Raw genomic sequence first — 25,883 nt, forward strand, 5'->3', positions numbered from 1 at the left:
CGCTGGGAATCCCATTATTCTGATAAATGGTCATTGCGCCCATTATAGAAACAACTGGCGTTAAACCACCAGTCCATTACGAAAAACCTGGTTCACGATACGGGTTATTGAAGACAAAGAAAATAGCGCAATGCTGCAAGATGAGGCCTGTGCGTGACAAAAGGTTTCAGCCCGTACCGTCATCTTCCTCTTCGATGTCGGTCTCGCCATGCCAGGCCACCGCCACGCCGTTGGGGTAACGCAGGTCGATGTAGCGGATGTGGGCCGCCTGCGTGCCCAGTTGCCGCTGCCACGCAGCCGTCAACCTGGCCAGGCGCGCCTCGCGATCGCTGCGTCCGAGCATCACCCACACGCCGTCGTCGAGTTGGAAGCGCCAGGCGCCACGCGGCTCCAGCCGCAGCTGGGTAATGTGCAATCCCAGCGTTTCGAAGCGGGGCACGAGCCGATCGTGGTAAGCCAGGACCTCGGCACCACTGCCGACCGGCCCGGCCAGATCGGGCAGTCCTTCCGGCGGCTCCACCGGCGCGAAGGCGAACGGTTCGCCGTTCGAATTCAGCAAGTATTCGTCGTTCCAGCGCGCTACCGGCACCTGCTCGACCAGCTCGAAGGCCAGGGTGTAGGGCCACTCCCGCGCCACGCGGACCTCGGCGAGCCAGTCGATGTTGCGCGCACGGCGGCGCAGCGCCGGTAGATCGGCGGACAGCCAGGTCTGTCCCTGCAGCAGCGGAGCCAGTTGAGAGCGCAGGTAATCGGCGCTGACGTGCTGCAGCTCGCCGCGGATGGCCACTCGCTCGATGGGCCGGTCGAGCCAGGTCCACAGCGCGCGACCGCCCGCACCCAGCAGAATCAGCAGCAGCAGTATGCCCAACGTCGAGCCGCGAGTGCTCATGCCTGGCGCGGCTCCAGCGTGGTGGCCAGTATCTGCAGCACCAGCGCTGCGAAATCGAGACCGGCATGGGCGGCGGCCTGGGGCACCAGGCTATGGTCGGTCATGCCCGGCGCGGTATTGACCTCGATCAGCCAGAAGCGCCCTTCGCCGTCGCGCATCACGTCGACCCGCCCCCAGCCTTCGCCGCCGACGGCATCGAAGGCCCGGAGGCACAGTTCACCCAGCGCCGCCTCCTGTTCCTCGGCGAGGCCGCAGGGCAGGTGATAGCGCGTCTCATCGGAGTTGTACTTGGCCTCGTAGTCGTAGAAGCCGCTGGGCACTTCGACGCGAATGGCCGGCAGCACCCGCCCGCCCAGCAGCGACACCGTGTACTCCTCGCCCTGGATGAAGCGCTCGGCCATCACTCGCGCATCGAAGCGTGCCGCCTCGTGGTAGGCCGCCTGCAGCGCCTCCCGGCTGTCGACGATGCTGATGCCCAGGGTCGAGCCCTCGTGGACCGGCTTGACGATCAGGGGCAGGCCCAAACGAGCGACGATGTCATCCCAGTCGGAATCAGCAGCCAGCATCAGCGACTCTGGCGTGGGCAGCCCCAGGGCCTGCCAGACGAGCTTGGTGCGCTGCTTGTCCATGCCCAGCGCCGAGGCCAGCACGCCGCTGCCGGTGTAGGGGATCCCCAGCAGTTCCAGCGCCCCCTGCAGGGTACCGTCCTCGCCCCCGCGGCCGTGTAGGGCGATGAAGACGCGGTCGGGCGCGAGCGCCTCGAGCCCGGCCAGGCCGCCGTCGGCGGGATCGTAACCGATCGCATCGACGCCGCTGCGTTCGAGCGCCGCCAGCACCGCCGCCCCACTTCTCAGCGAGACCTCACGCTCGGCGGAGTTGCCGCCATAGAGCACCACGACCCGCCCAAACTCACTCGCCTGCGTCATAGCTCCACCTCGTCGAGAATCAACCGGCTCTCGGCCAGCCCGAGGGCGATGCCGCCCACATCCCCGGCGCCCTGGGTGATCAGGATATCGTCGCCGCGCAGCACCTTGGCCAGCAGTGCCGGCAGCTCCGACTTGTGCTGCACGAAGATCGGATCGAGCGTGCCGCGCTGGCGGATCGAGCCCGCCAGCGTCTTGCCGTCGGCGCCGGGAATCGGCGTCTCGCCGGCGCTGTAGACGTCGAGCAGCAGCAGGACATCGACACTGGCGAGGACACGCACGAAGTCCTCGTACAGGTCCCGGGTCCGGGTGAAACGGTGGGGCTGGTAGATCATCACCAGCCGCCGCTGGGGCCAGCCGGCCCGCACCGCCTTGATCACCATCTCCACTTCCCGCGGGTGATGGCCATAGTCATCGACCAGCATGACCTCGCCGCTGCCGTCGGGCGGCGCGAAGTGGCCATGCACCTGGAAGCGGCGCCCCACCCCGGCGAAGCCGGCCAGGCCGCGCAGGATGGCGGCCTCGTCGACGCCGGCATCGGTGGCCACGGCGATCGCCGCCAGCGCGTTGAGCGCATTGTGGCGCCCCGGCATGCTCAGGCGGACCTCCAGCGGCGCCAGGCCGTCGGGGCGCAAGGCGGTGAAGTGAACCTCGCCGGCCTGCTGGGCGAAGTCGACGACCCGGTAGTCGGCATCCTCGCTGAAGCCGTAGGTCACGAACTGACGATGGATGCGATCGAGCAGGCCACGTACCTGCTCGTCGTCGATGCACAGGATGGCCAGCCCGTAGAAGGGCAGGTTGTGCAGGAATTCGATGAAGGTACCCTTGAGCCGCTCGAAGTCGCCGCCGTAGGTACTCATGTGATCGGCGTCGATGTTGGTGACGATCGACACCATCGGCTGCAGGTGCAGGAACGAAGCGTCCGACTCGTCGGCCTCGGCCACCAGATAGTCGCCCTCGCCCAGCCGCGCGTTGGTGCCGGCGCTGGTCAGCTTGCCGCCGATGACGAAGGTCGGGTCGAGCCCGCCTTCGGCAAGCAGCGTCGCCGTCAGGCTGGTGGTGGTGGTCTTGCCGTGGGTACCGGCCACGGCGATGCCGTGGCGGAAGCGCATCAGTTCGGCGAGCATCTCGGCCCGGCGCACCACCGGCACGCGATGCTCCTGGGCCCAGCGAATCTCGGGATTCGACGCATCCACGGCGGTGGAGACCACCACCACGTCGGCGCCGCTGACGTTGTCCTCGGCGTGGCCGATGGCCACGCGGATGCCGTGCTCGCGCAGGCGAGTCACCACCGGCGACGGCTTCAGGTCGCTGCCGCTGACCTGATAGCCCTGATTGGCGAGGACCTCGGCGATGCCACACATGCCGGCCCCGCCAATGCCGACGAAATGGATGTGCCGAATACGGCGCATGCCCAGGCCTCGCCCATGGCGGGGCAGCGTTGCCTGACCGGGAACCGGCCTCAAGGTGCTATCGCTCAAGCGCTGTCTCCAAGCAACCGGCCACCAGGCGCTCGACGGCATCGAGATGCGCGCAGCGGCGCGCCTGCCGGGCCATGGTGGCGAGAGTGTCGGGGTCGAGCAGCGTCGCCAGGCTCTCGCCCAGCGCCGCCGCGGTCATTTCCTGCTGCGGCATCAGTCGGGCCGCGCCCGCCGCCACCAGGGCGCGGGCATTGGCGGTCTGGTGGTCGTCGACCGCATGGGGCAGCGGCACGAACAGGGCCGGCTTGGCCGCCGCCGCCACCTCCGAGACGGTGAGCGCCCCGGCCCGGCACACCACCAGGTCGGCCCAGTCGTAGGCCGCCGCCATATCGTCGATGAAGGCGCTCACCTCGGCCTCGACGCCCCGGGCCGCGTAGGCCTCGCGGGTAGCCGCGTCCTTGTCGCGGCCGGCCTGGTGGCGCACCTCGGGGCGACGCGCCTCGGGCAGCACCGCCAGCGCCTCGGGCAGGCGTTGGTTGAGCGGCTGCGCCCCCAGCGAGCCGCCCACCACCAGCAGCCGCAGGCGACGGCCGCCCATTGCGGCCGCCTCGCGCGGCGACTCGCCCAGGGCAGCGATATCCTCCCGCACCGGGTTGCCGACCACCTCTCCCCGGCTGCCGAAAGCCTGGGGAAAGGCACTGAAGACGCGCCGCGCCAGCCGTGCCAGGGCACGATTGGTCATGCCCGCCACGGCGTTCTGTTCGTGAATGACCAGCGGCCGGCGCAGCAGCCAGGCCGCCAGCCCCCCGGGGCCACTGGCGAAGCCGCCGAGCCCCACCACCAGCACCGGGTCGAGCCGGCGAATGACCTGCGCCGCCTGCCATACCGCGCGGGTCAGGTTGAACGGTGCCTTGAGCCAGCCGGCCAGGCCGTTACCGCGCAGGCCGGCCACCGAGATGCGGTGCAGCGGCAGCTCGGCCGCCGGCACCAGGCGGTTCTCGATGCCTCGAGGGCTCCCGAGCCAGTGGACTTCCAGCGCCTCGGCCTGAAGCCCACGGGCCAGCGACAGCGCCGGGATGACATGCCCGCCGGTACCGCCCGCCATGATCAGAACGCGGCGCGTTGTCGACTGCGTCACTTGGTGGCCCCCTGTCCGTTGATCCTGGGTTCGCGTCGCCCTGCCGATTCCCGCGGTGCGGTCGGGCTGGCGCGACGCATCGCCCGGCGGGTATCGATGTCCGCGCGCAGCAACAGGGCCACCATCGCCGCGCTCACCAGCAGGCTCGAACCACCGTAGCTGAGCAGCGGCAGGGTCAACCCCTTGGTCGGCAGCATGCCGGTGCTCACCGCGATGTTGATGAAGGCCTGGGCACCGATCACCAGGGCGATGCCGTAGCTGACATAGGCAGCAAAGGCCATGCCTGCCAGCTCGGCCCGCCGTCCTACCGCCAGCGCCCGCCAGATCAGCAGGGCGAACAGCCCCACCACGCCAATGGCACCGAACAGGCCGAGCTCCTCGGCCAGCACGGCAAAGACGAAATCGGTATGCGCCTCCGGCAGGTAGAACAGCTTCTGCACGCTGTTGCCGAGCCCCATGCCCAGCCAGTGGCCCCGCCCGAAGGCGATCAGCGCCTGGGTGAGCTGGTAACCGCTGGCGAACTGGTCCGCCCAAGGGTCAGAGAAGCTGGTCAGACGCGCCAGCCGGTAGGGTTCGGCAATGGCCACATAGAAGCCGAGCAGGCCCACCGCCGCCAGGATGAAGACGAATCGCCCCCAGGGGGCCCCCGCCATCAGCAGCATGCCCATCACGCAAGCGGTCATCACCACGACCGCGCCGTAGTCCGGCTCCAGTATCAGCAGCACGGCGACGACGCCCATCACCAGCAGCGGACGCAGGAAGGCACCCCAGCGGCGGCGCACCTCGGGCAGGAAGCGCTCGAGGTAACCGGCGAGGTAGACGATCATGCACAGCTTGGCCAGCTCCGATATCTGCAGGTTGAAGGGCAGCAGGGGAATCGACAGCCAGCGTCGGCTGCCGTTGACCTCGCGCCCGACCAGCAGCACCAGCAGCAACAGCACGATGCTGACCAGCAGCAGCAGTGGCCCGTTGGCACGCCACCAGGCGAGCGGCGAGCGCAGCGTCGCGGCGGCGGCCAGCAACGCCATGGCCACGAACAGCGCATGGCGCTGACTGAAGTACCAGGGGTTGCCGGTGAGGCTGGCCGCCACTTCGGTGGATGCCGACGTGACCATGACCCAGCCGGTCAGGATCAGCGTCAGCGCGGCGAACAGCAGCCAGCCGTCGAACGGCTGGTCGCGGGTCGAGAGGCGCGCGCGAAGTCGGCGCAATCGAGCGAACCTGTCCGCGGATGGCGCCTTGGTCTTAGCCATGCCCAGCCTCCTCAGCGATGCGTTGGACGTGGCGCCGGAATGCCTCGCCGCGGGCCTGGTAGTTGGCAAACTGATCGAGGCTGGCACAGGCCGGCGAGAGCAGCACGCAGTCGCCCGGCTCGGCGATCGCCCGCGCACGCCGCATGGCGGCCTCGAGATCGGCGACACGGGTCACGGTCACGCTACCCTCCAGTGCCTCGGCGAGCCTGTCGGCGTCGGCGCCGAACAGAATCGCCTCGCGGCCAAACCGGCCCATGGGCTCGGCCAACGGTGCGAAATCCGCGCCCTTGCCCAGACCGCCCGCCAGCAACACCAGCCGCCCCGACAGGGTCGGCCCCAGGCCGGCCAGGGCGGCCAGGGTCGCACCGACGTTGGTCCCCTTCGAATCGTTGATCCAGCGCACGCCGCCGAGCTCGGCAACCGACTCGCTGCGATGCGGCAGCCCCTTGAAGCGGCGCAGCACATCGCACATCGACGCGAGGGGTAGCCCGAGGCGATTGCCCATGGCCAGCGCCGCCAGCGCATTGGCCTGGTTGTGACGTCCCGCCAGCCCCAGTTCGTCGGTCGCGATCAGGGGCTCGTCGCCGCGCATGAGCCAGTCGCGACCGTGGCGGCTGGCAATCCCCCATTCGCCGGCCTCGGGAGGCAGGGTCGTGAATCGGTCCATGGCAGGAAGCGGTGCCTCCGGCCAGGTCAGGCGGTCCTCGGCGTTGACCACGGCATGCCGCGCGTCGCGGAAAATGGCCAGCTTGGCCTTGCGGTAGCCCGCCATGTCGCCGTGCCGGTCGAGATGATCCTCGGACAGATTCAGAAAGGCCGCACTCTCGGCCCCCAGGCAGGGCGTGGTCTCGAGCTGGAAGCTGGAGAGCTCGAGCACGTAGAGCTCGGCTTCGGGCACGTCGGCAAGCAGGTCGAGGGCCGGTGTGCCCAGGTTGCCGCCGACGCCCACGCGCCGGCCGGCGGCGCGGGCCATCTCGCCGAGTAGGGTGGTGACGGTGGACTTGGCGTTGGAGCCGGTGATGGCAGCGATCGGCGCCCGCGCCGCGCGCACGAACAGGGCGATCTCGCCGACCACCAGCGGTTCTCCGTCGGCGCGACGGCACTTCCCCACCTCGGCCAACCCTGGCGTCTGCGGGTCGACCCCGGGGCTCACCACGATCTCCGCGGCTTCGCTCATGTCGAGCGCGGTGAGCGGCCCGCAGTGAAGCGCGACCCCAGGGTGAGCGGCACGGAAGTCCGCGAGGCCCGGCGGCACCTCACGCGTATCGGCGACCATGAACGGCGTGCCCACCCGGGCCAGGTGCCGGCAGATCGCCCGGCCCGATACGCCGAGCCCGACCACCAGTGTCTCCCCCTTCGCCACCTTGGGCATTTCAGCCTCCTCGCGCAGTGGGATCGGCGCCACCCGGCTCAGCGTACCTTCAGCGTGGCCAGGCCGACCAGCACCAGCACCACGGTGATGATCCAGAAGCGTACGATGACCCGCGGCTCCGGCCAGCCCTTGAGCTCATAGTGGTGATGCAGCGGCGCCATGCGGAAGATGCGCCGGCCGGTCAGCTTGTAGGAGCCGACCTGCAGGATCACCGAGATGGTCTCCAGCACGAAGATGCCGCCCATGACGAACAGCACGATCTCCTGGCGCACGATCACGGCGACCACGCCCAACGCCGCGCCCAGCGCCAGCGCGCCGACATCGCCCATGAAGACCTGCGCCGGATAGGTGTTGAACCACAGGAAGCCGAGCCCCGCGCCGGAGATGGTGGCACAGAACACCGCCAGCTCACCGGCGCCGGTGATGTTGGGAATCTGCAGGTAGTTGGCGAACACCGCGTTGCCGCTGGCATAAGCAAACACCGCCAGCCCCATGGCGACCATGACGGTGGGCATGATCGCCAGGCCGTCGAGGCCATCGGTGAGGTTGACGGCGTTGGAGCTGCCGACGATGACCAGGTAGGTGAGCACGACGTAGAACACGCCCAGCGGCAGCACGATGTCCTTGAACAGCGGCACGATCAGGCTGGTCTCCACCGGGCTGGTGGCTGTCAGGTAGAGCATCAGCGCGGTGCCCAGGCCGATCACCGACTGCCAGAAGTACTTCCAGCGCGCCGGCAAGCCACGGGGGTTCTTCTCCACCACCTTGCGATAGTCGTCGACCCAACCGATCGCGCCGAACCCTAGCGTCACCACCAGCACGATCCACACGAAGCGGTTGGTCAAGTCGGCCCACAGCAGCGTGCCGACGGCAATCGACATCAGGATCATGGCGCCCCCCATGGTCGGCGTGCCGGCCTTGGACAGGTGCGACTGCGGACCGTCGTCGCGCACCGCCTGGCCGATCTGCCGCTCGACCAGGCGGCGGATCATCCAAGGGCCCAGCCACAGGCACAGCAGCAGGGCCGTCATGGTGCCCAGGATCATGCGCAGGGTCAGGTAGTTGAAGACGTTGAAGGCGCTCTGGTACTGCGCCAGGAATTCAGCCAGAAAAAGCAGCATGTGTTGCGTTCACCTTGATGCGTCAGCTCGTAGCGCCGCCACCACCCGCTCCATGCCGGCGCTGCGCGACCCCTTGATCAGCACGCTGGCACCGGTGGGCAGATGGCCCAGGACATGGCGCGTCAGCGCCTCGTGATCGTTGAAATGATACCCGCCATCGCCGAAGGCCCGGCTCGCGGCCAGCGCCGGTTCGCCGCAGGTCAACAGCGCGTCGATCCCCAGCTCTCTCGCGCAGCGGCCGACTTCCGCGTGGAGCCGCTCCGACTCCTTCCCCAGTTCTCCCATGGCACCCAGCAGGCACCACCTGGGGCCGGGCAGCTCGGCCAGCAGCGCCAGCGCCGCCTTGACCGCTCCCGGATTGGCATTGTAGCTGTCGTCCAGCAGGCGGCACTCACGAATGCCCGGCAGCGGACTCAATCGCCCCGGCATCGGTGCCGCCGCCGCCAGCCCCGCCAGCAGCTGGCCGTCGTCAAGCCCCAGCGCCAGTGCCCCGGCGGCCGCCGCCAGCGCGTTGGCGACGCCGTGACGCCCGAGCAGCGCGAGTTGCACCCGGCCGACCCGACGGCCATCCGCGACAAGCGTGAAAGCATAGCGCCCCAGGGCGTCGCAGGCCAGCTCGGTGGCCCGCACGCGGCTCTGCTCGGCAAAACCGAAGTCCAGTACCTCCCGCGGCGCGGCCAGCCGCGCCCAGAGCGGAAAATAGACGTCGTCGCGGTTGAGCACCGCCACTCCGTCGCTGCCCAGGCCGCCGAGGATCTCGCCCTTGGCCTGGGCGATCTGGCCCATGCCGCCGAACTCGCCGACATGGGCGCCGGTGACGTTGGTGATGATGGCCACCTGCGGCTCGGCCAGGCCCACGGTCCAGGCGATCTCGCCGAGGTGATTGGCGCCCAGCTCGACCACCGCCTGGCGGTGCTCGGCGGTGAGCCCCAGCAGGGTCAGCGGCGCGCCGATGTCGTTGTTGAGATTGCCCAGCGTGGCCAGGGTCTTGCCACGCTGGCCGAGCAGCCGGGCCAGCAGCTCCTTGACGCTGGTCTTGCCGCTGTTGCCGGTCACCGCTACCAGCGGGCCACCCCAGGCGCGGCGCCGGGCACGTCCGAGCAGACCCAGCGCCAGCCGCGTGTCCGGCACCACCAGTTGCGGCAGCGAATCGTCGACACGCCGCTCGACCAATGCCGCCGCCGCCCCCGCTTCCCGCGCCTGGGCGATGAAATCGTGGGCATCGAAGCGCTCGCCGCGCAGCGCCACGAACAGGCTGCCCGGGACCAGACGACGCGTGTCGCTGACGATGTCGCTCAGGAGCACCTCGTGGCCGGGCGCGGCCACACCCAGCGCCTCGGCGACGGCAGCCAGGCTCTGCAGGCCGGATCCGCTCATGCCCCCTCCTCGCGACGCGCCAGCGCAGCATCGGCTTCGGCAAGATCGCTGAAGGCATGGCGTACGCCGTCGATTTCCTGATAGGGCTCGTGCCCCTTTCCGGCGATCAGCACCACATCATCGCTCCCCGCCTGGGCCAGGGTACGGGCAATGGCCTCGCGGCGCCCCGCGATGCTTTCGGTGCGCGGTGCGGCGGCCTCCGACACCCCGGCGAGGATCTGCGCGCGTATCTGCGCCGGGTCCTCGCTTCTCGGATTGTCGTCGGTCACCACCAGCCGATCGGCATGACGCTCGGCGGCAGCCGCCATCAGCGGGCGCTTGCCGCTGTCGCGGTCGCCGCCACAGCCGAACAGGCACCACAGCCGACCGTCGCCGGGCAGATGCTCGCGCAGCGCGACCAGCGCATTCTCCAGCGCCTCGGGAGTGTGCGCATAGTCGACGATCACCGCCGGTCGGCCATGCCGTCCCACCCGCTGCATGCGTCCCGGTACCGGGGTCAATCGCGAAGCCGCCTCGAACAGCGCATCGAGCGGCTCCCCCAGGCCGTGCAGCGTGGCGATGGCCAGCAGGACGTTGTCGAGGTTGAAACGGCCCATCAGCGGCAGTTCGAGCGAACGCTCACCCTCGGGCGTGGCCACCAGGGCCAGCTGGCCGTCACGGCTGGGACGCCAGTCGATCACGCGCAGCGTCGCCGCCGGATCGTCGCCGACCGCCAGCACACGCACGCCTTCCGGCAACCCTGCCAGCATCAGGCGAGCCAGCGGGTCATCGGCGTTGACCACCGCGAGCGCCAGCTCGGAACGGCGAAACAGCCGCGCCTTGGCGGCAGCATAGGCCGCCATGCTGCCGTGATAGTCGAGGTGGTCGCGACTGAGGTTGGTGAATACCGCGGCGGTGACGTGGCAGCCATCGAGGCGCCCCTGCTCCAGGGCGTGTGAAGAGACCTCCATGGCCACTCGGTCGATGCCGCCCGCGGCCATCTCGCCGAGGGCCGCCTGCAGCGTCAGCGGGCCGGGCGTCGTCAGCCCCGAATCCTCCAACTGACCGGGGCGCCCCATCCCCAGCGTGCCGACAAGGCCCGCCGGGCGCCCCAGGGCCTCGCTCAGTTCGGCGACGTAGTGGGTCACGGAGCTCTTGCCGTTGGTCCCGGTCACGCCGACCAGCTCCAGCGCATCGGGCACCTCGAAGAGCAGCCGCCCCAGCTCGCCCAGACGCTGGCGCAGGAACGGCAGGCCGACGACCGGCTGCTCCCGCGCCGCATCGGGTAGCGTCTCGCCCGGCTCGAGGTGGTAGAGCACCTGGACGGCGCCCGACTGCAGCGCCTCGGCCAGGTAGGAACGGCCGTCGCCGGTCACTCCCGGCACGGCGATGAACACGTCGCCCGGCGCGACCCGCCGACTGTCGAGCACCAGACGAACCGGCGCGACACCGGCAAAGCCCGGCATCGCCATGCCGGGCCAGCAGCGGCGTAGCGCCGCCTGGAGACGGGAAATACTTACCTGCATCGACACACCTCTGTCGTGGAAACGGCAGGAATCATCTAGCACGCTGGTCCGGCGGCACGTCGAGCAGCCGCAGGGCACTGCCCGTGACGCGCGAGAACACCGGCGCCGCCACGGCACCGCCGTAGTACTCTCCCGCCCGGGGGTTGTCGATCATGACGATGGTGACGATACGCGGGTCGGAGACGGGAGCGATACCGGCAAACAGGCTGCGATAGGCGTTCTCCTCGTAGCCGCGTCCTGACGTCTTGCGTACTGTACCGGTCTTGCCGGCCACCCGGTAGCCCGGTACCGCCGCGCGCCTGCCGCCGGTGGTCGGCTGCACGGATTGCTCCATGATGCGTAATAGCTCGTGGGCCACCTGCGGGTCGATGGTCGGCGTTCCGGCAGGCGCCTCGTCCAGCTTCAGCAGCGAGGGAGCCATGCGCACGCCGCCATTGGCCAGCGCGGTATAGGCGCTGGCCAGTTGCAGCGCGGAGACCGACAGGCCGTAACCGTACGACAGCGCCGCCCACTGGCTTCGCGACCAGCGCACCGGGGCCGGCATGTGCCCCACGGACTCGCCGGGAAAGCCGGTCTCGGAGCTCTGGCCGAAGCCGAGCCGACGGTAGAGGTCAGGGACCAGAGGGTCGTCGAGCTCCAGTACCAGCTTGGACATGCCGATATTCGACGACTTCTCGAGGATGCCGGCCAGGTCGAGCTCGCCGTAGTTGCGGATGTCGCGAATGGTGAAACGGTCGATGCGCATCCAGCCCGGCGAGGTGTCGACCACCACGTCGCTCGGGAATCGACCGCTCTCCATGATCGCCGCCATGGCCAACGGCTTCATCACCGAGCCCGGCTCGAAGACGTCGACGATGGCCTGGTTGCGCAGGCCGCGCGGATCGATGCCGGCGCGATTGTTGGGATTGTAGGAGGGCTGGTTGGCCATGGCCAGCACCTCACCGGTGCGGGCATCCATCATCACCACGACACCACCCTCGGCCTCATGCTCGGCAACCGCCGCCTTGAGTTCACGGTAGGCCATGTACTGCAGGCGCTGATCGATGGACAGCGTCAGTTCACCGCCCGGCTGCGCCTCACGCAGGATCTCCAGGTCGCGCACCAGACGCCCGCGCCGGTCCTTGACCACGCGGCGCTGGCCCGGCGTGCCGGCCAGGTAGGGCTGGTAGGCCAGCTCGATGCCCTCCTGCCCCATGTCGTCGACGTTGGTCACGCCGAGCAACTGGGCGACCACCTCGCCGGCCGGGTAGTAGCGCTTGTACTCATGCTGGGCGTAGACCCCCGGTACCCGCAGGTCGAGCACCCGCTGGGCGGCCGCGGGCGTCAGCTGGCGGCGCAGGTACATGAACTCGCGCTCGCCGAAACGCTCCAGCCTGGCATCGAGGTCGTCCAGCGGCATGCCCAGCGCCTGCGCCAGCATCAGCCGTCGAATGCGGTCGTCGGGCACTTCCTGAGGGTTGGCCCACAGCGTCACGACCGGCGTGGAGACGGCCAGCGGCTCGCCGTTGCGATCGGTGATCATGCCGCGATGGGCCGTCAGCGATTCCGTGCGCAGGATACGCGCATCGCCCTGGCCCTGGAGGAAAGGCCGATCGAAGACGTGCAGGGTCACGATGCGCCCCGCCAGCAACAGCAAGCCGAGGATCACCGCCCCCAGCACCACGCCATAGCGCAGCCCGCCCATTGGCGCCATGGGCGGCCGGCGACGCGGCGTCACGCCACTGCGTACCTCGGTACTCATGGCCGTATGACCTCGACTTCGTCGACATCGGGGAGGCGCATCTCGAGCCGCTCGACGGCCAGGCGCTCGATGCGCGCCGGTGATGACCAGGCGCTCTCCTCGAGCAGCAGCTGGCTCCACTCCGTCTGCAGCTGATCGCGCTCACGCTCGAGCTGCTGCAGGCGCACGTACTGCATGCGGGTCTGGTGGCTGGCGTTGATCACCGCCGTGGCGTTGGCCAGGCAGGCCAGCAGCAGGCCAAGGACGAGCAGCAGGCGCCAGCTCGGCAGCCAGGCCGGACGCCTGGCGACGCGCAGCATTCGGGATGACAGCCGTCCTTGCGCCATGCCGTTCCTCAGGTCAGCTTGCGCGCAGCGCGCATCACCGCGCTGCGCGCGCGCGGGTTGGCCTCGACCTCGGCCGGCGTGGGGCGCTGCGCCTTGCCCAGCATCTCCAGGCGCCTGGCGAGCTGCGCCTCGCGCACCGGTATGCCGCGCGGCAGGTCGCTATCACCACGCACGTGGTGGCGAATGAAGCGCTTGACCCGGCGGTCCTCGAGGGAATGGAAGCTGATCACCACCAGGTGGCCGCCCGGCGCCAGCGCCTCCAACGCGGCCTCCAGCGCCAGGTCCAACTGCTCGAGCTCGCCGTTGATGTGGATGCGCAGCGCCTGGAAGGCGCGCGTGGCGGGATGCTTGCCCTTCTCCCAGGCCGGATGGGCCACCTTGAGCACCTCGGCCAGGTCGCCGGTGCGCAGGAACGGTCTCTCGGCACGACGCGTCACGATGGCGCGCGCCAGGCGCCTGGCGAAGCGCTCCTCGCCGTAAATCTTGAACACCTGGGCGATATCGGCCTCACGGGCGCGCGCCAGCCACTCGGCAGCGCTCTCGCCCCGGGTCGGATCCATGCGCATGTCGAGCGGGCCGTCACGCAGGAAACTGAAGCCCCGCTCGGGGTCGTCCAGCTGCGGCGACGACACGCCGATGTCGAGCAGTATGCCGGCCAGGCTGCCGTGCAGGCCTCGGCGTCGGGCGATCTCGTCCAGGTTGGCGAACTCCCCCTGCTCGATGGCGAAGCGCGGGTCGTCCAGCGTCTGCGCCTCGGCGATGGCATGAGGGTCACGGTCGATGGCCAGCAGGCAGCCCTCAGGGCTCAGCCGCTCGAGGATGGCACGCGAGTGACCGCCGCGGCCGAAGGTGCCGTCAAGATAGGTCCCACTGGGGTCATGAACGAGCGCATCCACGGCGCCGTCCAGCAGCACGCTGGCATGACGAAAGCCATGTCGGCTCGGTTCAGCGGCGGATGGCGGCATGCGCTTTCCCGGTGTCTCGAACTTGAATGAACGCACCGGCCTTGACCGGACGCGAAGGGTTTGATTCGGGGGAGTCGGCCGATAAGCCGGGTTCTGTCGAGGACAGCCATTCATCTAGGAGCCGCGTCACCGCGGCCCTCCAGCAACCTACCCGAACCCGACGCGGGCCACGCCATTGGGTTCCTATTTGGTCTTGCTCCGGGTGGGGTTTACCATGCCACGCACTGTTACCAGGCGCGCGGTGCGCTCTTACCGCACCCTTTCACCCTTGCCGGCCTCCCGCGGGAGACGTAGGCGGTCTGCTCTCTGCTGCACTTTCCGTCGGCTCGCGCCGCCCAGGCGTTACCTGGCACCCTGCCCTGTGGAGCCCGGACTTTCCTCCCCCGGCGGCGCTCGCAAGCGCTGCCGGCGGCGACTGTCTGGCCGACTCCGAGCGCAAGAATACCAGCGCGCCCGAGGCCTCTCAATGTCTTTCCACACCTTGTCAGCGCGCCTCCTTGAGCGACTGGGCGCGGCCATACCAGGCTTTCTTCGCCCCGCCCAACAGGCGCGCCGCCACCGCCGCGGCCTGCTTCACGCCCACGCCCTCGGCGAGCAGCGCCTCGAGCACGGCGTCGGCTTCCAGGCTGGCGGCGTCCGAACCGTGCCTCGCTTCGGCGCCTGCCAGCATGATCACGAACTCACCGCGGGACTGATCAGGGTCGTCCTCCATGCGCGTCAGCAGCGCCGCGGCGCTGCCGTCGAGAAAGGTCTCGAACGACTTGGTCAGTTCCCGGGCCAGGACCAGGTGGCGCTCACCGAGGACCGCCGCGATGTCGGCCAGGGTGTCACGGATGCGGTGGGGCGATTCGTAGAACACCAGCGTCTCCTGGTTGCTGGCGAGCCGCTCGAGGCGTTGCCGTCGCGCCCCCGCCTTGGCCGGCAGGAAGCCCTGGAACAGGAAACGGTCGGTGGGCAGGCCGGCCGCGCTGAGCGCAGCCACCAGCGCGCAGGGCCCCGGCACCGGCACGATGCAACGCCCGCGCGCGCGCAGCTCACGCACCAGCACGAAGCCGGGGTCGCTGATCAGCGGCGTTCCGGCATCGCTGACCAGCGCGATGCTCTCGCCGCGCACCAGCCGCTCGTCGAGCTGATCCACCCGCGCCGCCTCGTTGTGCTCGTGCAGCGAAAGCATGGGCACCGTAAGCCCGAGGTGGCGCAACAGCCGAACGGTATGGCGGGTATCCTCGGCGGCGATCAGCGACACCTCGCCCAGCAGCCTGGCCGCCCTGGGGCTCAGATCCTCCAGATTCCCAATCGGCGTGGCGACCACGTACAATGTGCCCAGATCGATGTCAGACATGGCGATTCCTCAGGGAGACTGTCGGGCTTGGCCGAACGTGATTGATGCCGGGCCCAGAGACAGGCCTGTGCCTCTCTGAGCCTGCAGACAAGGAAGGATACATGCTGAAAACGTCCCGCGGCCTGCTGGCCACCGTGCTCCTCGCCCTCCTGGTGGCCGGCTGCACCCCCTCCGGCGTCGTCGAGCGCGTGCCCGACGACGACCCCGGCGCCCTGCTCGAACAGGCCGAGCAGCAAGCCCCCGAGCAGGCCGCGCTCAGCCGACTCGAGGCGGCGGATATCCTAGCACGCCGTGACCGGCGCACCCAGGCGCTGGAGGTCGCTCGCGAGATCGACGACGCCCGGCTGCCCGCCGAGTACCGCCTGCACTGGGCCATGCTGCTGTCGGAGCTCGGCGAAGCGCTCGAGGACCCCTGGGCCGTGGTCCAGGCCGGTCAGCTGCTCGATGAGATCGAGGTGCCACGCGACGCCGACCTGATCCTGCGCGAGCGCATGGGCCGCGCCCTGCTGCAGATCGACGAACACCGCGCCGCAGCCGCCATGCTGATGGACGTGCAGGCACGCACCGACCGGGAAGCGCTCAACGAGCCCATCTGGGCCGCCCTATCGCGCCTCGAGGGCAGCGGGCTCGCCAGCCTGCGCGAGGGCGCCGACGACCTCACCCGCGGCTGGCTGGAGCTGGCCAGCCTGGTGCGCGAAAGCGACGGCGACATCGAGCGCCTGTTCGCTCGCCTAGAGTCCTGGCGTGAGCGCAACCCCCGGCATCCAGCGGCCCGCCGCGTGCCCTCCGAGCTGCTGGCACTGCGCGAACTGCGCGGCAAGGAGGTACGCCACATCGCCGTCTTCCTGCCCGGCAGCGGCCCGCTGGCCGGCGTGGCCGAATCGATTCGAACCGGCATTCGCATCCACCACCTCCACAGCGTCGAGCGCAACGGCGGCGTACGGCTCTCGTTCCTCGACGCCAGCCAGGGCGACCTCGACGCCCTCTATGCCGAGGCGCGAAACCGCGGCGCCCAGGTGGTGATCGGCCCGCTCGACAAGGACCAGGTCAGCGAACTCGAGTCCCGCGACAGCGTGCCCTTGCCGACACTGGCGCTGAACTATGGTGCCGGTTCGACGAATCGTGCCGAAGGGCTGTTCCAGTACGGGCTTTCGGCCGAGGACGAGGCGCGCCAGGTGGCTCGCCGTGCGCGCGAGGATGGCCATCGTCGCAGCGCCCTGATGGTGCCCAACAACGAGTGGGGCGCCCGGGTCGGCCGCGCCTTCGAGGATGAATGGCGCCAGCGCGATGGCACCATCACCAACGCCATCGCCTACGATCCGCGCGGCTCGGCGACCGAGAGCACCCGCCGCGTGCTGGCCGGCGGACGCCCCGACATGCTGTTCCTGCTGGCCCTGCCGAGCTACGCCCGCCAGGTGCCGCCGACGCTCGATTACTACGATGCGGCGGATCTTCCCATCTACGCCACCTCGCACCTCTACGAAGGGCGCCCCCAGCCACTGCTCGACCACGATCTCGACGAGGTCAACTTCGTCGATATTCCCTGGCAGATCCCCGACGCCGCCGTTGGCGGGGTGGAAGCACTGCCCTACCTCGCCAGCTTCGAGGAACTTCAGCAGGAAGCCGATCCCTCCACCTTCCGGCTGATGGCCATGGGCGTCGACGCCTACGAACTGGCACGACGGCTGCCGCAGTTCCAGCTGCTGCCCGAGAGCGAACTGTTCGGCGCCACCGGCCTGCTGGTCCCCGGGCACGACGGCCGCATCCAGCGACGGCTGCCCTGGGCGCGCTTCGAGCGCGGCGTGCCGCAGCCCATCCTGACCCTCGAGCGGCTCGACGATGGCCAGAATGATGACCGGCTCCGCTGACGCCCGTGCCCGTGGCGCCCGCATCGAGCGTCTGGCCGCCGAATGGCTCGCGGCACGCGGGCTCACGCTCATCGCCAGCAACCAGCAGTTCAAGGGTGGCGAACTCGACCTGGTGATGAGCGACGGCGAGACGCTGGTCTTCGTGGAGGTGCGCCATCGCGCCGACGTGCGCCACGGACATCCGCTGGAAACCGTGACTGCCGCCAAGCAGCGCCGGCTGATCCATGCGGCGCGTTTTTATCTGGCGCGTAACCGGCTATCATGTCCCTGCCGTTTCGACGTGCTGGCCGTGACCGGCTCCCCGCCCGCGCTCGACTTCGAATGGGTACAGGGCGCCTTCGAAGCGTTCTGACCGACGTTACGCGACAGGACTCGACAGAATGGATTTTCAGCAACGCATACTCGGCCACTTCAACGCCAGCATCGATACCAAGACCTACGCCAGCGAGGTGCTGCCCCCCTTCATCGAGGTCGCCAGCCAGATGATGGTCCAGTGCCTGGTCAACGAAGGCAAGATCCTGGCCTGCGGCAACGGCGGCAGCGCGGGCGATAGCCAGCACTTCTCCTCCGAGTTGCTCAACCGTTTCGAGCGGGAGCGTCCCAGCCTGCCGGCACTGGCACTTACCACCGATACCTCGACGCTGACCTCGATCGCCAACGACTACAGCTACAGCGAGGTCTTCTCCAAGCAGATCAGGGCCCTCGGCCAGCCCGGCGATATCCTGCTGGCGATCTCGACCAGCGGCAACTCGGGCAACGTCATCCAGGCCATCCAGGCCGCCCATGACCGCGACATGTCCGTCGTCGCCCTGACCGGCCGCGACGGCGGCGACATGGCCTCCCTGCTTGGCCAGGACGACTGCGAGATACGCGTCCCGGCGACTTCCACGGCTCGCATCCAGGAGGTTCACCTGCTGGTGATCCACTGCCTGTGCGACCTCATCGATGAACAACTCTTCGGCAGCAGCGAGTAATACCATGACCTCAACCAGACTGTTCGCTTGTCTTCTGGCCACCCTGGCACTGGCCCTCGGCGGCTGTACCGCCGTCACCGGCGTCACCAACCCCGGCACCATCGACGAGAACTACGGCAGGCGCACGTTAGGCGCCCAGGTGGAAGACGAGAGCATCGAGACCAAGATCGCCCACAACCTGCGCCGCAGCGACGCCCGTCTCGGCGATGCCCGCATCAACGTCGACAGCTACAACGGCATCGTGCTCCTCACCGGCCAGGTCCCCAGCGAAGAGCTGAAGGAGAAGGCCAATGAAGTGGCGCGGGAGGTTCGCAACGTACGCGACGTGCACAACGAGCTTTCCGTCGCCGCCAACCTTCCGGCCAGCCAGCGTCTCTCTGACACCTGGATCAATACCCGCATCCGCACGACGCTGGCGGCCGACGAGAGCATCGACACCGGCCGGCTGCGTTTCATCACCGAGAACGCTACGGTCTACATCATGGGCATGGTCACACGGGCCGAAGCAGACCGCATCGTCAATGCCGTGGCCGACGTCGGTGGTATCCAGCGTATCGTCAAGGTCTTCGACTACCTCGACTGAGCGCACCGCCCCCAACGCAAACGCAGAACGGCAGGCCTGGGCCTGCCGTTCTGCGTCTTGGTCGCCGCGAAACCTACGCCTGCCGGGCTACTTGATCACCCGCAGCGACGGCCGTTTCCTGGACGCGGCACCCTTCGTGCCCTTGCCGGTGGGCGATGTCTCGTCGTGTTCGGGTTTCCCGGCGACTTCTCCGCCCTCTTCGGCACCGCTGTCGACGCTGGTCAGCTCGGGCTTTTCGGCGGAGGCGCCCTCCTCCTGTTGCGGTGCCGGCATGGTCGGCTCATGCCCGAAGACCATGCCCACACCGTTCTCCTTGGCGTAGATCGCGACCAGGGCCGGCATGGGCACGACGACCTGCATGGGCTGCCCACCGAAGCGGGCGTGAAAGCTCACGGCATCGTTCTCGATGCGCAGATCGCGCACCGCAGCGGGCCCGACGTTCAGCACGATCTGGCCATTCTGCACGAATTGGCGCGGCACGCTGACGCCAGGCTGCTCGGCGTCCACCACGATATAGGGAGTCTGGTCATTGTCCAGAAGCCACTCGTAGAGGCCTCGGGCCAGATAGGGGCGGCTCGACAACATGGCGTTCTGCCCTCCAGTCTGTCGGCGTCGGGCAAGCCCGACGCCTGGTTCAGGCGCGCATCTCGCGCTCGTTCTCGCTCAGCGACGACACGAAGGATTCCCGTTCGAACAGGCGCTCCATGTAGGCAACGAGCGGCTTGACCTGCTTCTCCGGAAGCTCGATGCCCAGCACCGGGAGACGCCAGAGTATCGGCGCGATACAGCAGTCTACCAGCGAGAATTCCTCGCTCATGAAGAACGGCACGTCCTCGAAGATCGGCGAGATGCCGATGAGGCTTTCACGCAGCTCCTTGCGTGCCTTCTCCACCTCCTTCTTGCTGCCGCTCTCGATCTGTTCGACCAGCGGGCACCACTCCCGCTCGATGCGATGCATCCAGAGCCGGCTCTGCGCCCGTGCGACGGGGTACACCGGCAGCAGCGGCGGATGGGGGAAGCGCTCGTCCAGGTACTCCATCATGACCTTGGACTCATAGAGCGCCAGATCGCGATCGACCAGGGTCGGCACGCTGTTGTAGGGGTTCAGGTCGGCAAGCTCTTCGGGACGTTGGTCGCCATTGACCTCGACGATATCGACCGCCACGCCCTTCTCGGCGAGCACGATACGTACGCGATGACTGAAGTGGTCATCGCCTCCCGAGTAGAAGATCATCGACGACCGCTTGGCCACTACACCCATGTAACAATCCTCGCATCAATTCGAACCAGCATGATAGCACGCACCCAACTGCGGGGGTGGCGTGCTCTCGAACTCGGAACAATACGCAGGGGGCGCATGGCACGATGGCCATACGCCCCCTGCGGCACGACCTACCGATTCGAGCGAATCAGTGGATGTCGCGCCAGTACTCACGCTTCAGCAGGTACGCCAACACGCCGAAAATGAAGATGAAGATCAGCACCTTCGGCCCCAGCGCCTGCGCATGCAGCTTGGTCGGTTCGCCGACGTAGGCCAGGAAGTTGGTCAGATCGTAGACCGCCTCCTCGAACTCCTCCGGCTCCATGGCGCCGGGCTGCGTCACCTGCAGCACCTCGCAGGACTGGTACTTGCCGGTGAGCGGATCGAGCTCCGCCCCATGGACGGGACGATCCGTCTCGGCACAGACCTTCTCCTGCACGCCCTGCAGCGGCTCCAGCACGTTGGGCATGGCGACCAGATCGAACACGTCGTTGTTGACCCCATTGGGACGCTCGGGGTCACGGTAGAAGGTCAGCAGGTACGAGTAGATCCAGTCGGTGCCGCGCAGCCGCGCCTCGAGGGTGAGGTCGGGCGGGGGCGCGCCGAACCAGCTCTCGCCGTCCTCGCTGCTCATGGCGTTGTTCATCTGGTCGTTGTAGGCCAGGGACGAAGAGAAGATCAGGTTCTCCTCGATGAGCTCCTGCGGAACGTCGAGGTCCTCGGCGGCACGAGCGAAGCGCTGATGCTCGAGCGAATGACACCCCATGCAGTAGTTGACGAAGAGCTTCATGCCCCGCTGCAACGACGGCTTGTCTTGGAGATCCGGCGTCATCGAGTACGGCACGCTCTCGCCACCCGCCGCCATCGCGGTGAAGGGCACCAGCACGAAGAGCAGTGCGAACAGTTGCTTTTTCATTAGCCAGTCACCCTCTCCGGAATGGGTTTGGTCTTCTCCATCCTGGTGTAGAACGGCATCAGCAGGAAGAAGGCGAAGTAGACCGCCGTGCAAACCTGCGCCAGCACGGTACGACCGTCAGTCGCCGGCAGCACGCCCAGCACGCCGAGAATCACGAAGCTGATGGCGAACAGCGCCAGCATCACCTTGGAGATCCAGCCCTTGTAGCGCATGGAGTTCACCGGGCTGCGGTCGAGCCAGGGCAGCACGAACAGCACCGCGATGGCCGCGCCCATGAATACGACGCCGAGGAACTTGGCATCCAGCCCGAAGATCGAGAAGGTGATGGCGCGCAAGATGGCGTAGAAGGGCGTGAAGTACCACACCGGTGCGATATGGTCCGGCGTCTTCAACGGGTTGGCCGGCTCGAAATTGGGCTTCTCGAGGAAATAGCCGCCGCCCTCGGGGAAGTAGAACACCACCGCGCAGAACACGAACAGGAACACGGCCACGCCGAACACATCCTTGACGGTGTAGTACGGATGGAAGGGAATGCCATCGATCGGCTTGCCGGTCTCGTCCTTCTTGGCCTTGATGTCGATGCCGTCCGGATTGTTGGAACCGACCTCATGCAGGGCGATGAGGTGGAGCACCACCAGGGCCAGGATCACGATGGGCAGCGCCACCACGTGCAGGGCGAAGAAGCGGTTGAGCGTGATGCCGGAGATCAGGTAGTCACCGCGCACCCACTGAGCCAGGTCCGGGCCGATGCCGGGGATCGCAGAGAACAGCGAGATGATCACCTGGGCGCCCCAGTAGGACATCTGCCCCCAGGGCAGCAGGTAACCCATGAAGGCCTCGGCCATCAGCGCCAGGTAGATCGCCATGCCGAAGATCCACACCAGCTCGCGAGGCGCCTTGTAGGAGCCGTAGAGCAGGCCGCGGAACATGTGCAGATAGACCACCACGAAGAACGCGGAAGCGCCGGTGGAATGCAGGTAGCGGATCAGCCATCCCCACTCCACGTCGCGCATGATGTATTCGACGGAGGCGAAGGCACCCTCGGCGGAAGGGTTGTAGCTCATGGTCAGCCAGACGCCGGTGAGAATCTGGTTGACCAGCACCAGCAGGGCGAGTGAGCCGAAGAAGTACCAGACGTTGAAGTTCTTGGGCGCGTAATACTTGGAGAGATGGTCCTGCCACATCTGGGTGGCGGGGAAGCGGTCGTCCACCCAGCGCATGAATCCGCTCTCTGCCTTGGCACGGTTCGGATTACCCATCAGGCAGCCTCCTCATCTTCGCCGACGACGATCACGCTGTCGCTTTCAAAGCGATACGGCGGCACCTCGAGATTGGTCGGCGCCGGTACGTTGCGAAACACGCGGCCCGCCAGGTCGAAACGCGAGCCGTGGCAGGGGCAGAAGAAACCGCCCGGCCAGTCGTCCGTCCCCACCCCTTCGGCGTTCGGCTCGGGGCGGAACAGCGGCGAGCAACCCAGATGGGTACAGATACCGATCAGCACGCCGATCTCGGGCTTGATCGAGCGCAGCGGACCGCTGACGTAGCTCGGCTGCTGCGGTTCATTTGACTCGGGGTCGGCCAGACGGGAGGGATCGAAGCTTTCGGTGCGCTCGATCATGTCGGAGGTACGCCGGATGACCCAGACTGGCCTTCCGCGCCATTCGACGGTCATGCGCTGTCCCGGCTCGAGCTTCGAGACGTCCGCCGTCACTGGCGCCCCTGCCGCCCTTGCCCTGGCACTCGGCTGCCAGGAAGCCACAAAGGGAACTGCCACTCCCACGGCCCCCACCGCCCCTACGACGGTGGTAGCCCCAAGGAGGAGACGGCGCCGCCCTTTGTTCACGCCGTTGTCTGCCATTTTCTGGTTTCTCCCATCAGCTTACCCGTTGATCCCGCACGGAATGAGTTCCGCGACCACGGATACCAAATCCGCCATATCTTAAGGAATCGCACCGCTTGGTACAAGACGAAACAGTCCTGACCAAGGTGGAATTCGACCTGCAATTGCTTGAAATAAAAATAAAAAAACCCGGGCAAACGCCCGGGTTTTTGTTTCGTTCTGGACGCAATCAGCGCTTGGAGAACTGCGGACGGCGACGCGCCTTGCGCAGGCCGACCTTCTTGCGCTCCACCTGACGTGCATCGCGAGTGACGTAGCCAGCGGCGCGCAGCGCCGGACGAAAGTCCTCGTTGTACTCCATCAGGGCGCGGGTGATACCGTGACGAATGGCGCCCGCCTGAGCGGAACCGCCGCCGCCCTTGACGGTGACATAGACGTCGAACTGCCCGGTCGTCTCGGTCAGTTCGAGCGGCTGGCGAACCACCATGCGGCCGGTAACGCGACCGAAATACTGATCCAGGTCACGGTTGTTGACGGTAATCTTGCCGGTGCCCGGCTTGAGGAAGACACGGGCTGTCGATGTCTTGCGGCGCCCGGTACCGTAATACTGCTGTGCCATGGTGATGATCCCCTCAGATGTTCAGTTCTTGCGGCTGCTGGGCGGCGTGCGGATGTTCGGCGCCGGCGTAGACCTTGAGCTTGGAGTACATGGCGCGCCCCAGCGGCCCCTTCGGCAGCATGCCCTTGACGGCAGACTCGATCACGCGCTCGGGTGCATGCGCGATCATCTTCTCGAAATTCATGGAGCGAAGACCGCCCGGGTAGCCGGTGTGGCGATAGTAGGTCTTGGCCTTGGCCTTGTTGCCGGTGACCCGCACCTTCTCGGCGTTGATCACGACGATGTAGTCGCCGGTATCGACATGAGGGGTGAACTCGGGCTTGTGCTTGCCGCGCAGGCGACGTGCAATTTCGGTGGCCAGACGGCCGAGCGTCTTGTCCGCCGCGTCGACGACATACCAGTCGCGCTGCACGCTCTGCGGCTTAGCAGTGAACGTTTTCATGGAGAAATCACCACAAGATCTATCAAGTGCATTGGACCCCGTGCGCCGCGGCGCCACCGGGATCATCCCTATTTTTCTTGGTTGCCGCGCTCAGTGAGCGGCGACAACGGTCGAGGAGCGCGTATTCTACATGAACTGCGCGCTCGGGATAAAGCCCTATCTGGCTGCCGTCATGGCTTGTGGGGCAGGCCAAGATACTCGTGCGACTGCATCTCCTGCAGTCGCGACAGGGTGCGCTGAAACTCGAACGCGAGCCGGCCGTCGGCATACAGCGCCTCCGCCGGTGCCTCGGCCGACATCAGCAGCTTGACGCCGCGATCGTAGAACTCGTCGACCATGTTGATGAAGCGGCGCGCCTGATCGTCGGTCGCCGCCCCCATCCGGGTCACGTTGGAGACCAGCACGGTGTGGAATTCGCGGGCCAGCTCGATGTAGTCGTTCTGGCTGCGCGGCCCGTCGCACAGTTCGCGGAACTCGAACCACACCACGTCGTCGTGCAGGCGCCGCGCTCGCAACACGCGGTGATTGATCTCGATCGGCACCTCGGCCTCGCCCTCGTGCCTGGCGATTTCGCGAAAGCTGCGCTCGAGCTCACGCTCGGCGGCCGCGTCGAGGGGCGCATGGAAGATCTCGGCCCGCTGCAGGGCGCGCAGACGATAGTCGATCCCCGAGTCGACGTTGACCACGCGGCAGTGCCGCTTGAGCAGGTCGATGGCGGGCAGGAAACGGGCGCGCTGCAGGCCGTCCTTGTACAGCTCGTCGGGCACGATGTTCGAGGTCGCCACCAGCACCACGCCGCGCTCGAACAGCGCCTCGAGCAGGTTGGCGAGAATCATGGCATCGGTGATGTCCTTGACGAAGAACTCGTCGAAGCAGATCACCCGCGCCTCGGCGGCGAATTTCCCGGCGATCAGCGTCAGCGGGTTCTTCTCGCCCTTGTAGTGCTCCAGCTCGTTGTGCACCCGCTGCATGAAGCGATGGAAATGGGTGCGCATCTTGTCGGGGAATGGCAGGGACTCATGGAAGGTGTCGACGAGATAGGTCTTGCCACGCCCCACCCCGCCCCAGAAATAGAGCCCCTGGATCGCCGGCAAGGCCGGCTCCTCGCCCCCCTTGTCGCGCTTGCCGAACAACCCCGCCACCCGGGACTTGAGCCCGCGCCCGGTGGTTACCGCCCGGGGCTCGGTCCGCGGCGAGGCCACGAGCTGGTCGTAGAGACGCTGCAGGTGCTCCACGGCCTGCTCCTGGGCAGGGTCGTAGTGAAAGTCGTCGCGCTCGAGGTCGGCCCGGTAGCGTGCCAGCGGCGTGCCGGCACCGGCCGAACGGGGCCCCGCAGAGGTCACGGTCGCGCACATGGAAGTTTCCTTGCTGGATCATGGCTCGCATCGTTGCAGGCCCCGCATTATACGCATCCCGAGCGCGGCGCGCAGAAAAATGGCCGATCGTTGACCCGCCGACGGCCAACGCTTCTATAATGGGCCGCCAGACATGGCTCGAACCGGGCAGCGGCACGGCCCCGGTGTGTATCAGTATCAGGAGAACTTCGTGGACTACGGCAATGTGAACTGGATCGTGGCCATCGTCAGCCTGCTGGCCGGCCTTGGCATCGGTGTCATCGGCCACCGCATGCTCGGCGCCTCGGCCACGCAGCAGCAGAAGCTGCGTCGCCAGGTGGCCGAGCGCGAGCGCGAACTCAGCGTGATGCGGGAGGGCATGAACGAGCATTTCACCCAGGTGGGCATGATGGTGGGCAATATCCAGCGTGAGATGCGCACCCTCGAGCATCGCCTCACCGAGGATGCCAGCACGTTGCACTGCGAACCCCGCCACGACCGTCAGCTGAAGGCGGCCGACCAGCCCGCCCTGACCGGCAGCGAGGACGACATACCGGCGCCGCGCGACTACGCCGACGGCTCCGGCGGCACCCTGTCGGAGGATTTCGGCCTCAAGTCCAGCGGCGAGAAGAGCGAGACCCCGCAGCCGCCGCGCTACTGAGCGCCCGCGTCC

Annotated in this window: 26 protein-coding genes and 1 other RNA gene; 5 read left to right on the forward strand and 22 right to left on the reverse strand. The window is 67.6% G+C overall.

The genetic code is table 11. From position 1 onward, the window contains the following. Positions 1-166: 166 nt before the first annotated feature. The 14 genes from I4484_RS13390 to rsmI all read right to left on the reverse strand — a co-directional run bounded on the left by I4484_RS13390 (position 167) and on the right by rsmI (position 15,373). A complete protein-coding gene (locus tag I4484_RS13390; protein ID WP_197447772.1) occupies positions 167-889 on the reverse strand; it encodes a cell division protein FtsQ/DivIB in 723 nt (240 codons plus the stop codon). Continuing rightward, positions 886-1,815 (reverse strand): D-alanine--D-alanine ligase, encoded by a 930-nt coding sequence (locus I4484_RS13395; protein WP_197447773.1) that lies wholly within the window; start codon positions 1,813-1,815, stop codon positions 886-888. The genes I4484_RS13390 and I4484_RS13395 overlap by 4 nt, the downstream gene beginning before the upstream one ends. Next, the gene (gene murC / locus I4484_RS13400) at positions 1,812-3,224 is read right to left on the reverse strand and encodes a UDP-N-acetylmuramate--L-alanine ligase (RefSeq protein WP_197451043.1); all 1,413 of its coding nucleotides are present in this window, start codon (positions 3,222-3,224) and stop codon (positions 1,812-1,814) included. Before murC ends, I4484_RS13395 begins: the two co-directional genes overlap by 4 nt. Positions 3,225-3,282: 58 nt before the next feature. Then, positions 3,283-4,371: an undecaprenyldiphospho-muramoylpentapeptide beta-N-acetylglucosaminyltransferase gene (murG, locus tag I4484_RS13405; protein ID WP_197447774.1), complete on the reverse strand. Its 1,089-nt coding sequence runs from the start codon at positions 4,369-4,371 to the stop codon at positions 3,283-3,285. After that, positions 4,368-5,624 carry a putative lipid II flippase FtsW gene (gene ftsW / locus I4484_RS13410; RefSeq protein ID WP_197447775.1) on the reverse strand — a complete coding sequence of 419 codons (1,257 nt, stop codon included), beginning with the start codon at positions 5,622-5,624 and terminating at the stop codon, positions 4,368-4,370. Before ftsW ends, murG begins: the two co-directional genes overlap by 4 nt. Then, positions 5,617-6,996 (reverse strand): UDP-N-acetylmuramoyl-L-alanine--D-glutamate ligase, encoded by a 1,380-nt coding sequence (gene murD, locus I4484_RS13415; protein ID WP_197447776.1) that lies wholly within the window; start codon positions 6,994-6,996, stop codon positions 5,617-5,619. Before murD ends, ftsW begins: the two co-directional genes overlap by 8 nt. A 38-nt stretch (positions 6,997-7,034) precedes the next feature. Continuing rightward, complete coding sequence (mraY, locus tag I4484_RS13420; protein WP_197447777.1) at positions 7,035-8,117, reverse strand: phospho-N-acetylmuramoyl-pentapeptide-transferase; 1,083 nt, start codon at positions 8,115-8,117, stop codon at positions 7,035-7,037. A gap of 9 nt (positions 8,118-8,126) precedes the next feature. Then, the gene (gene murF / locus I4484_RS13425) at positions 8,127-9,494 is read right to left on the reverse strand and encodes a UDP-N-acetylmuramoyl-tripeptide--D-alanyl-D-alanine ligase (protein ID WP_197447778.1); all 1,368 of its coding nucleotides are present in this window, start codon (positions 9,492-9,494) and stop codon (positions 8,127-8,129) included. Then, on the reverse strand, positions 9,491-10,999 hold the full coding sequence (locus I4484_RS13430; protein WP_197447779.1) for a UDP-N-acetylmuramoyl-L-alanyl-D-glutamate--2,6-diaminopimelate ligase: 1,509 nt from the start codon (positions 10,997-10,999) through the stop codon (positions 9,491-9,493). The genes murF and I4484_RS13430 overlap by 4 nt, the downstream gene beginning before the upstream one ends. A gap of 31 nt (positions 11,000-11,030) precedes the next feature. Beyond that, positions 11,031-12,740 carry a penicillin-binding protein 2 gene (locus I4484_RS13435; protein ID WP_197447780.1) on the reverse strand — a complete coding sequence of 570 codons (1,710 nt, stop codon included), beginning with the start codon at positions 12,738-12,740 and terminating at the stop codon, positions 11,031-11,033. Next, complete coding sequence (gene ftsL, locus I4484_RS13440) at positions 12,737-13,039, reverse strand: cell division protein FtsL (RefSeq protein ID WP_197451044.1); 303 nt, start codon at positions 13,037-13,039, stop codon at positions 12,737-12,739. The genes I4484_RS13435 and ftsL overlap by 4 nt, the downstream gene beginning before the upstream one ends. A 35-nt stretch (positions 13,040-13,074) precedes the next feature. Beyond that, a complete protein-coding gene (gene rsmH / locus I4484_RS13445) occupies positions 13,075-14,031 on the reverse strand; it encodes a 16S rRNA (cytosine(1402)-N(4))-methyltransferase RsmH (protein ID WP_197447781.1) in 957 nt (318 codons plus the stop codon). A gap of 66 nt (positions 14,032-14,097) precedes the next feature. Next, positions 14,098-14,462, reverse strand: an RNA gene (gene rnpB, locus I4484_RS13450) — RNase P RNA component class A. Positions 14,463-14,515: 53 nt separating this feature from the next. Next, entirely contained in the window at positions 14,516-15,373 is an 858-nt protein-coding gene (gene rsmI, locus I4484_RS13455; RefSeq protein WP_197447782.1) for a 16S rRNA (cytidine(1402)-2'-O)-methyltransferase, read from the reverse strand. Positions 15,374-15,474: 101 nt separating this feature from the next. Here rsmI and I4484_RS13460 point away from each other — a divergent pair, with 101 nt between their 5' ends. From I4484_RS13460 to I4484_RS13475, 4 genes are read left to right on the forward strand one after another with little or no spacing between them, the layout of a single operon-like run. After that, complete coding sequence (locus I4484_RS13460) at positions 15,475-17,241, forward strand: penicillin-binding protein activator (protein WP_197447783.1); 1,767 nt, start codon at positions 15,475-15,477, stop codon at positions 17,239-17,241. Continuing rightward, positions 17,225-17,593: a YraN family protein gene (locus tag I4484_RS13465; RefSeq protein ID WP_197447784.1), complete on the forward strand. Its 369-nt coding sequence runs from the start codon at positions 17,225-17,227 to the stop codon at positions 17,591-17,593. Before I4484_RS13460 ends, I4484_RS13465 begins: the two co-directional genes overlap by 17 nt. Before the next feature lie 28 nt (positions 17,594-17,621). Beyond that, on the forward strand, positions 17,622-18,215 hold the full coding sequence (locus tag I4484_RS13470) for a phosphoheptose isomerase (protein WP_197447785.1): 594 nt from the start codon (positions 17,622-17,624) through the stop codon (positions 18,213-18,215). Positions 18,216-18,219: 4 nt separating this feature from the next. Further along, positions 18,220-18,798 carry a BON domain-containing protein gene (locus tag I4484_RS13475; protein WP_197447786.1) on the forward strand — a complete coding sequence of 193 codons (579 nt, stop codon included), beginning with the start codon at positions 18,220-18,222 and terminating at the stop codon, positions 18,796-18,798. 87 nt (positions 18,799-18,885) lie between these two features. Here I4484_RS13475 and I4484_RS13480 read toward each other — a convergent pair whose 3' ends face one another. From I4484_RS13480 to zapE, 8 genes are all read right to left on the reverse strand, one after another. Beyond that, positions 18,886-19,383 carry a ClpXP protease specificity-enhancing factor gene (locus I4484_RS13480; RefSeq protein ID WP_197447787.1) on the reverse strand — a complete coding sequence of 166 codons (498 nt, stop codon included), beginning with the start codon at positions 19,381-19,383 and terminating at the stop codon, positions 18,886-18,888. Between the two features lie 49 nt (positions 19,384-19,432). Then, a complete protein-coding gene (gene sspA / locus I4484_RS13485; protein WP_197447788.1) occupies positions 19,433-20,059 on the reverse strand; it encodes a stringent starvation protein SspA in 627 nt (208 codons plus the stop codon). A gap of 148 nt (positions 20,060-20,207) precedes the next feature. Next, positions 20,208-20,975: a cytochrome c1 gene (locus I4484_RS13490; RefSeq protein WP_197447789.1), complete on the reverse strand. Its 768-nt coding sequence runs from the start codon at positions 20,973-20,975 to the stop codon at positions 20,208-20,210. Beyond that, a complete protein-coding gene (locus I4484_RS13495) occupies positions 20,975-22,234 on the reverse strand; it encodes a cytochrome bc complex cytochrome b subunit (RefSeq protein ID WP_197447790.1) in 1,260 nt (419 codons plus the stop codon). Before I4484_RS13495 ends, I4484_RS13490 begins: the two co-directional genes overlap by 1 nt. Next, entirely contained in the window at positions 22,234-22,833 is a 600-nt protein-coding gene (petA, locus tag I4484_RS13500; protein ID WP_197447791.1) for a ubiquinol-cytochrome c reductase iron-sulfur subunit, read from the reverse strand. Before petA ends, I4484_RS13495 begins: the two co-directional genes overlap by 1 nt. Positions 22,834-23,044: 211 nt before the next feature. Then, positions 23,045-23,434, reverse strand: a complete 390-nt coding sequence (gene rpsI, locus I4484_RS13505) for a 30S ribosomal protein S9 (RefSeq protein ID WP_149326461.1) — start codon at positions 23,432-23,434, stop codon at positions 23,045-23,047. 13 nt (positions 23,435-23,447) lie between these two features. Next, a complete protein-coding gene (rplM, locus tag I4484_RS13510) occupies positions 23,448-23,876 on the reverse strand; it encodes a 50S ribosomal protein L13 (RefSeq protein ID WP_111414267.1) in 429 nt (142 codons plus the stop codon). Between the two features lie 170 nt (positions 23,877-24,046). Further along, positions 24,047-25,231, reverse strand: coding sequence for a cell division protein ZapE (gene zapE, locus I4484_RS13515; RefSeq protein WP_197447792.1), 1,185 nt, complete (start codon positions 25,229-25,231; stop codon positions 24,047-24,049). 190 nt (positions 25,232-25,421) lie between these two features. Between zapE and I4484_RS13520 the strand changes: the two genes are divergently transcribed. Further along, on the forward strand, positions 25,422-25,871 hold the full coding sequence (locus I4484_RS13520; RefSeq protein ID WP_197447793.1) for a YhcB family protein: 450 nt from the start codon (positions 25,422-25,424) through the stop codon (positions 25,869-25,871). The last annotated feature ends 12 nt before the right edge of the window (positions 25,872-25,883 follow it).

This window comes from Halomonas sp. SS10-MC5 (assembly GCF_015992245.1).
Classification (GTDB): Bacteria; Pseudomonadota; Gammaproteobacteria; order Pseudomonadales; family Halomonadaceae; genus Halomonas; species Halomonas sulfidoxydans.

Coding starts and splice junctions, on each gene's coding strand:
- I4484_RS13390 (WP_197447772.1), bottom strand. CDS start 889: ATGAGCACTCGCGGCTCGACGTTGGGCATACTGCTGCTGCTGATTCTG.
- I4484_RS13395 (WP_197447773.1), bottom strand. CDS start 1,815: ATGACGCAGGCGAGTGAGTTTGGGCGGGTCGTGGTGCTCTATGGCGGC.
- murC (WP_197451043.1), bottom strand. CDS start 3,224: ATGCGCCGTATTCGGCACATCCATTTCGTCGGCATTGGCGGGGCCGGC.
- ftsW (WP_197447775.1), bottom strand. CDS start 5,624: ATGGCTAAGACCAAGGCGCCATCCGCGGACAGGTTCGCTCGATTGCGC.
- murD (WP_197447776.1), bottom strand. CDS start 6,996: ATGCCCAAGGTGGCGAAGGGGGAGACACTGGTGGTCGGGCTCGGCGTA.
- mraY (WP_197447777.1), bottom strand. CDS start 8,117: ATGCTGCTTTTTCTGGCTGAATTCCTGGCGCAGTACCAGAGCGCCTTC.
- murF (WP_197447778.1), bottom strand. CDS start 9,494: ATGAGCGGATCCGGCCTGCAGAGCCTGGCTGCCGTCGCCGAGGCGCTG.
- I4484_RS13430 (WP_197447779.1), bottom strand. CDS start 10,999: ATGCAGGTAAGTATTTCCCGTCTCCAGGCGGCGCTACGCCGCTGCTGG.
- I4484_RS13435 (WP_197447780.1), bottom strand. CDS start 12,740: ATGAGTACCGAGGTACGCAGTGGCGTGACGCCGCGTCGCCGGCCGCCC.
- ftsL (WP_197451044.1), bottom strand. CDS start 13,039: ATGCTGCGCGTCGCCAGGCGTCCGGCCTGGCTGCCGAGCTGGCGCCTG.
- rsmH (WP_197447781.1), bottom strand. CDS start 14,031: ATGCCGCCATCCGCCGCTGAACCGAGCCGACATGGCTTTCGTCATGCC.
- rsmI (WP_197447782.1), bottom strand. CDS start 15,373: ATGTCTGACATCGATCTGGGCACATTGTACGTGGTCGCCACGCCGATT.
- I4484_RS13460 (WP_197447783.1), top strand. CDS start 15,475: ATGCTGAAAACGTCCCGCGGCCTGCTGGCCACCGTGCTCCTCGCCCTC.
- I4484_RS13465 (WP_197447784.1), top strand. CDS start 17,225: ATGACCGGCTCCGCTGACGCCCGTGCCCGTGGCGCCCGCATCGAGCGT.
- I4484_RS13470 (WP_197447785.1), top strand. CDS start 17,622: ATGGATTTTCAGCAACGCATACTCGGCCACTTCAACGCCAGCATCGAT.
- I4484_RS13475 (WP_197447786.1), top strand. CDS start 18,220: ATGACCTCAACCAGACTGTTCGCTTGTCTTCTGGCCACCCTGGCACTG.
- I4484_RS13480 (WP_197447787.1), bottom strand. CDS start 19,383: ATGTTGTCGAGCCGCCCCTATCTGGCCCGAGGCCTCTACGAGTGGCTT.
- sspA (WP_197447788.1), bottom strand. CDS start 20,059: ATGGGTGTAGTGGCCAAGCGGTCGTCGATGATCTTCTACTCGGGAGGC.
- I4484_RS13490 (WP_197447789.1), bottom strand. CDS start 20,975: ATGAAAAAGCAACTGTTCGCACTGCTCTTCGTGCTGGTGCCCTTCACC.
- I4484_RS13495 (WP_197447790.1), bottom strand. CDS start 22,234: ATGGGTAATCCGAACCGTGCCAAGGCAGAGAGCGGATTCATGCGCTGG.
- petA (WP_197447791.1), bottom strand. CDS start 22,833: ATGGCAGACAACGGCGTGAACAAAGGGCGGCGCCGTCTCCTCCTTGGG.
- rpsI (WP_149326461.1), bottom strand. CDS start 23,434: ATGGCACAGCAGTATTACGGTACCGGGCGCCGCAAGACATCGACAGCC.
- rplM (WP_111414267.1), bottom strand. CDS start 23,876: ATGAAAACGTTCACTGCTAAGCCGCAGAGCGTGCAGCGCGACTGGTAT.
- zapE (WP_197447792.1), bottom strand. CDS start 25,231: ATGTGCGCGACCGTGACCTCTGCGGGGCCCCGTTCGGCCGGTGCCGGC.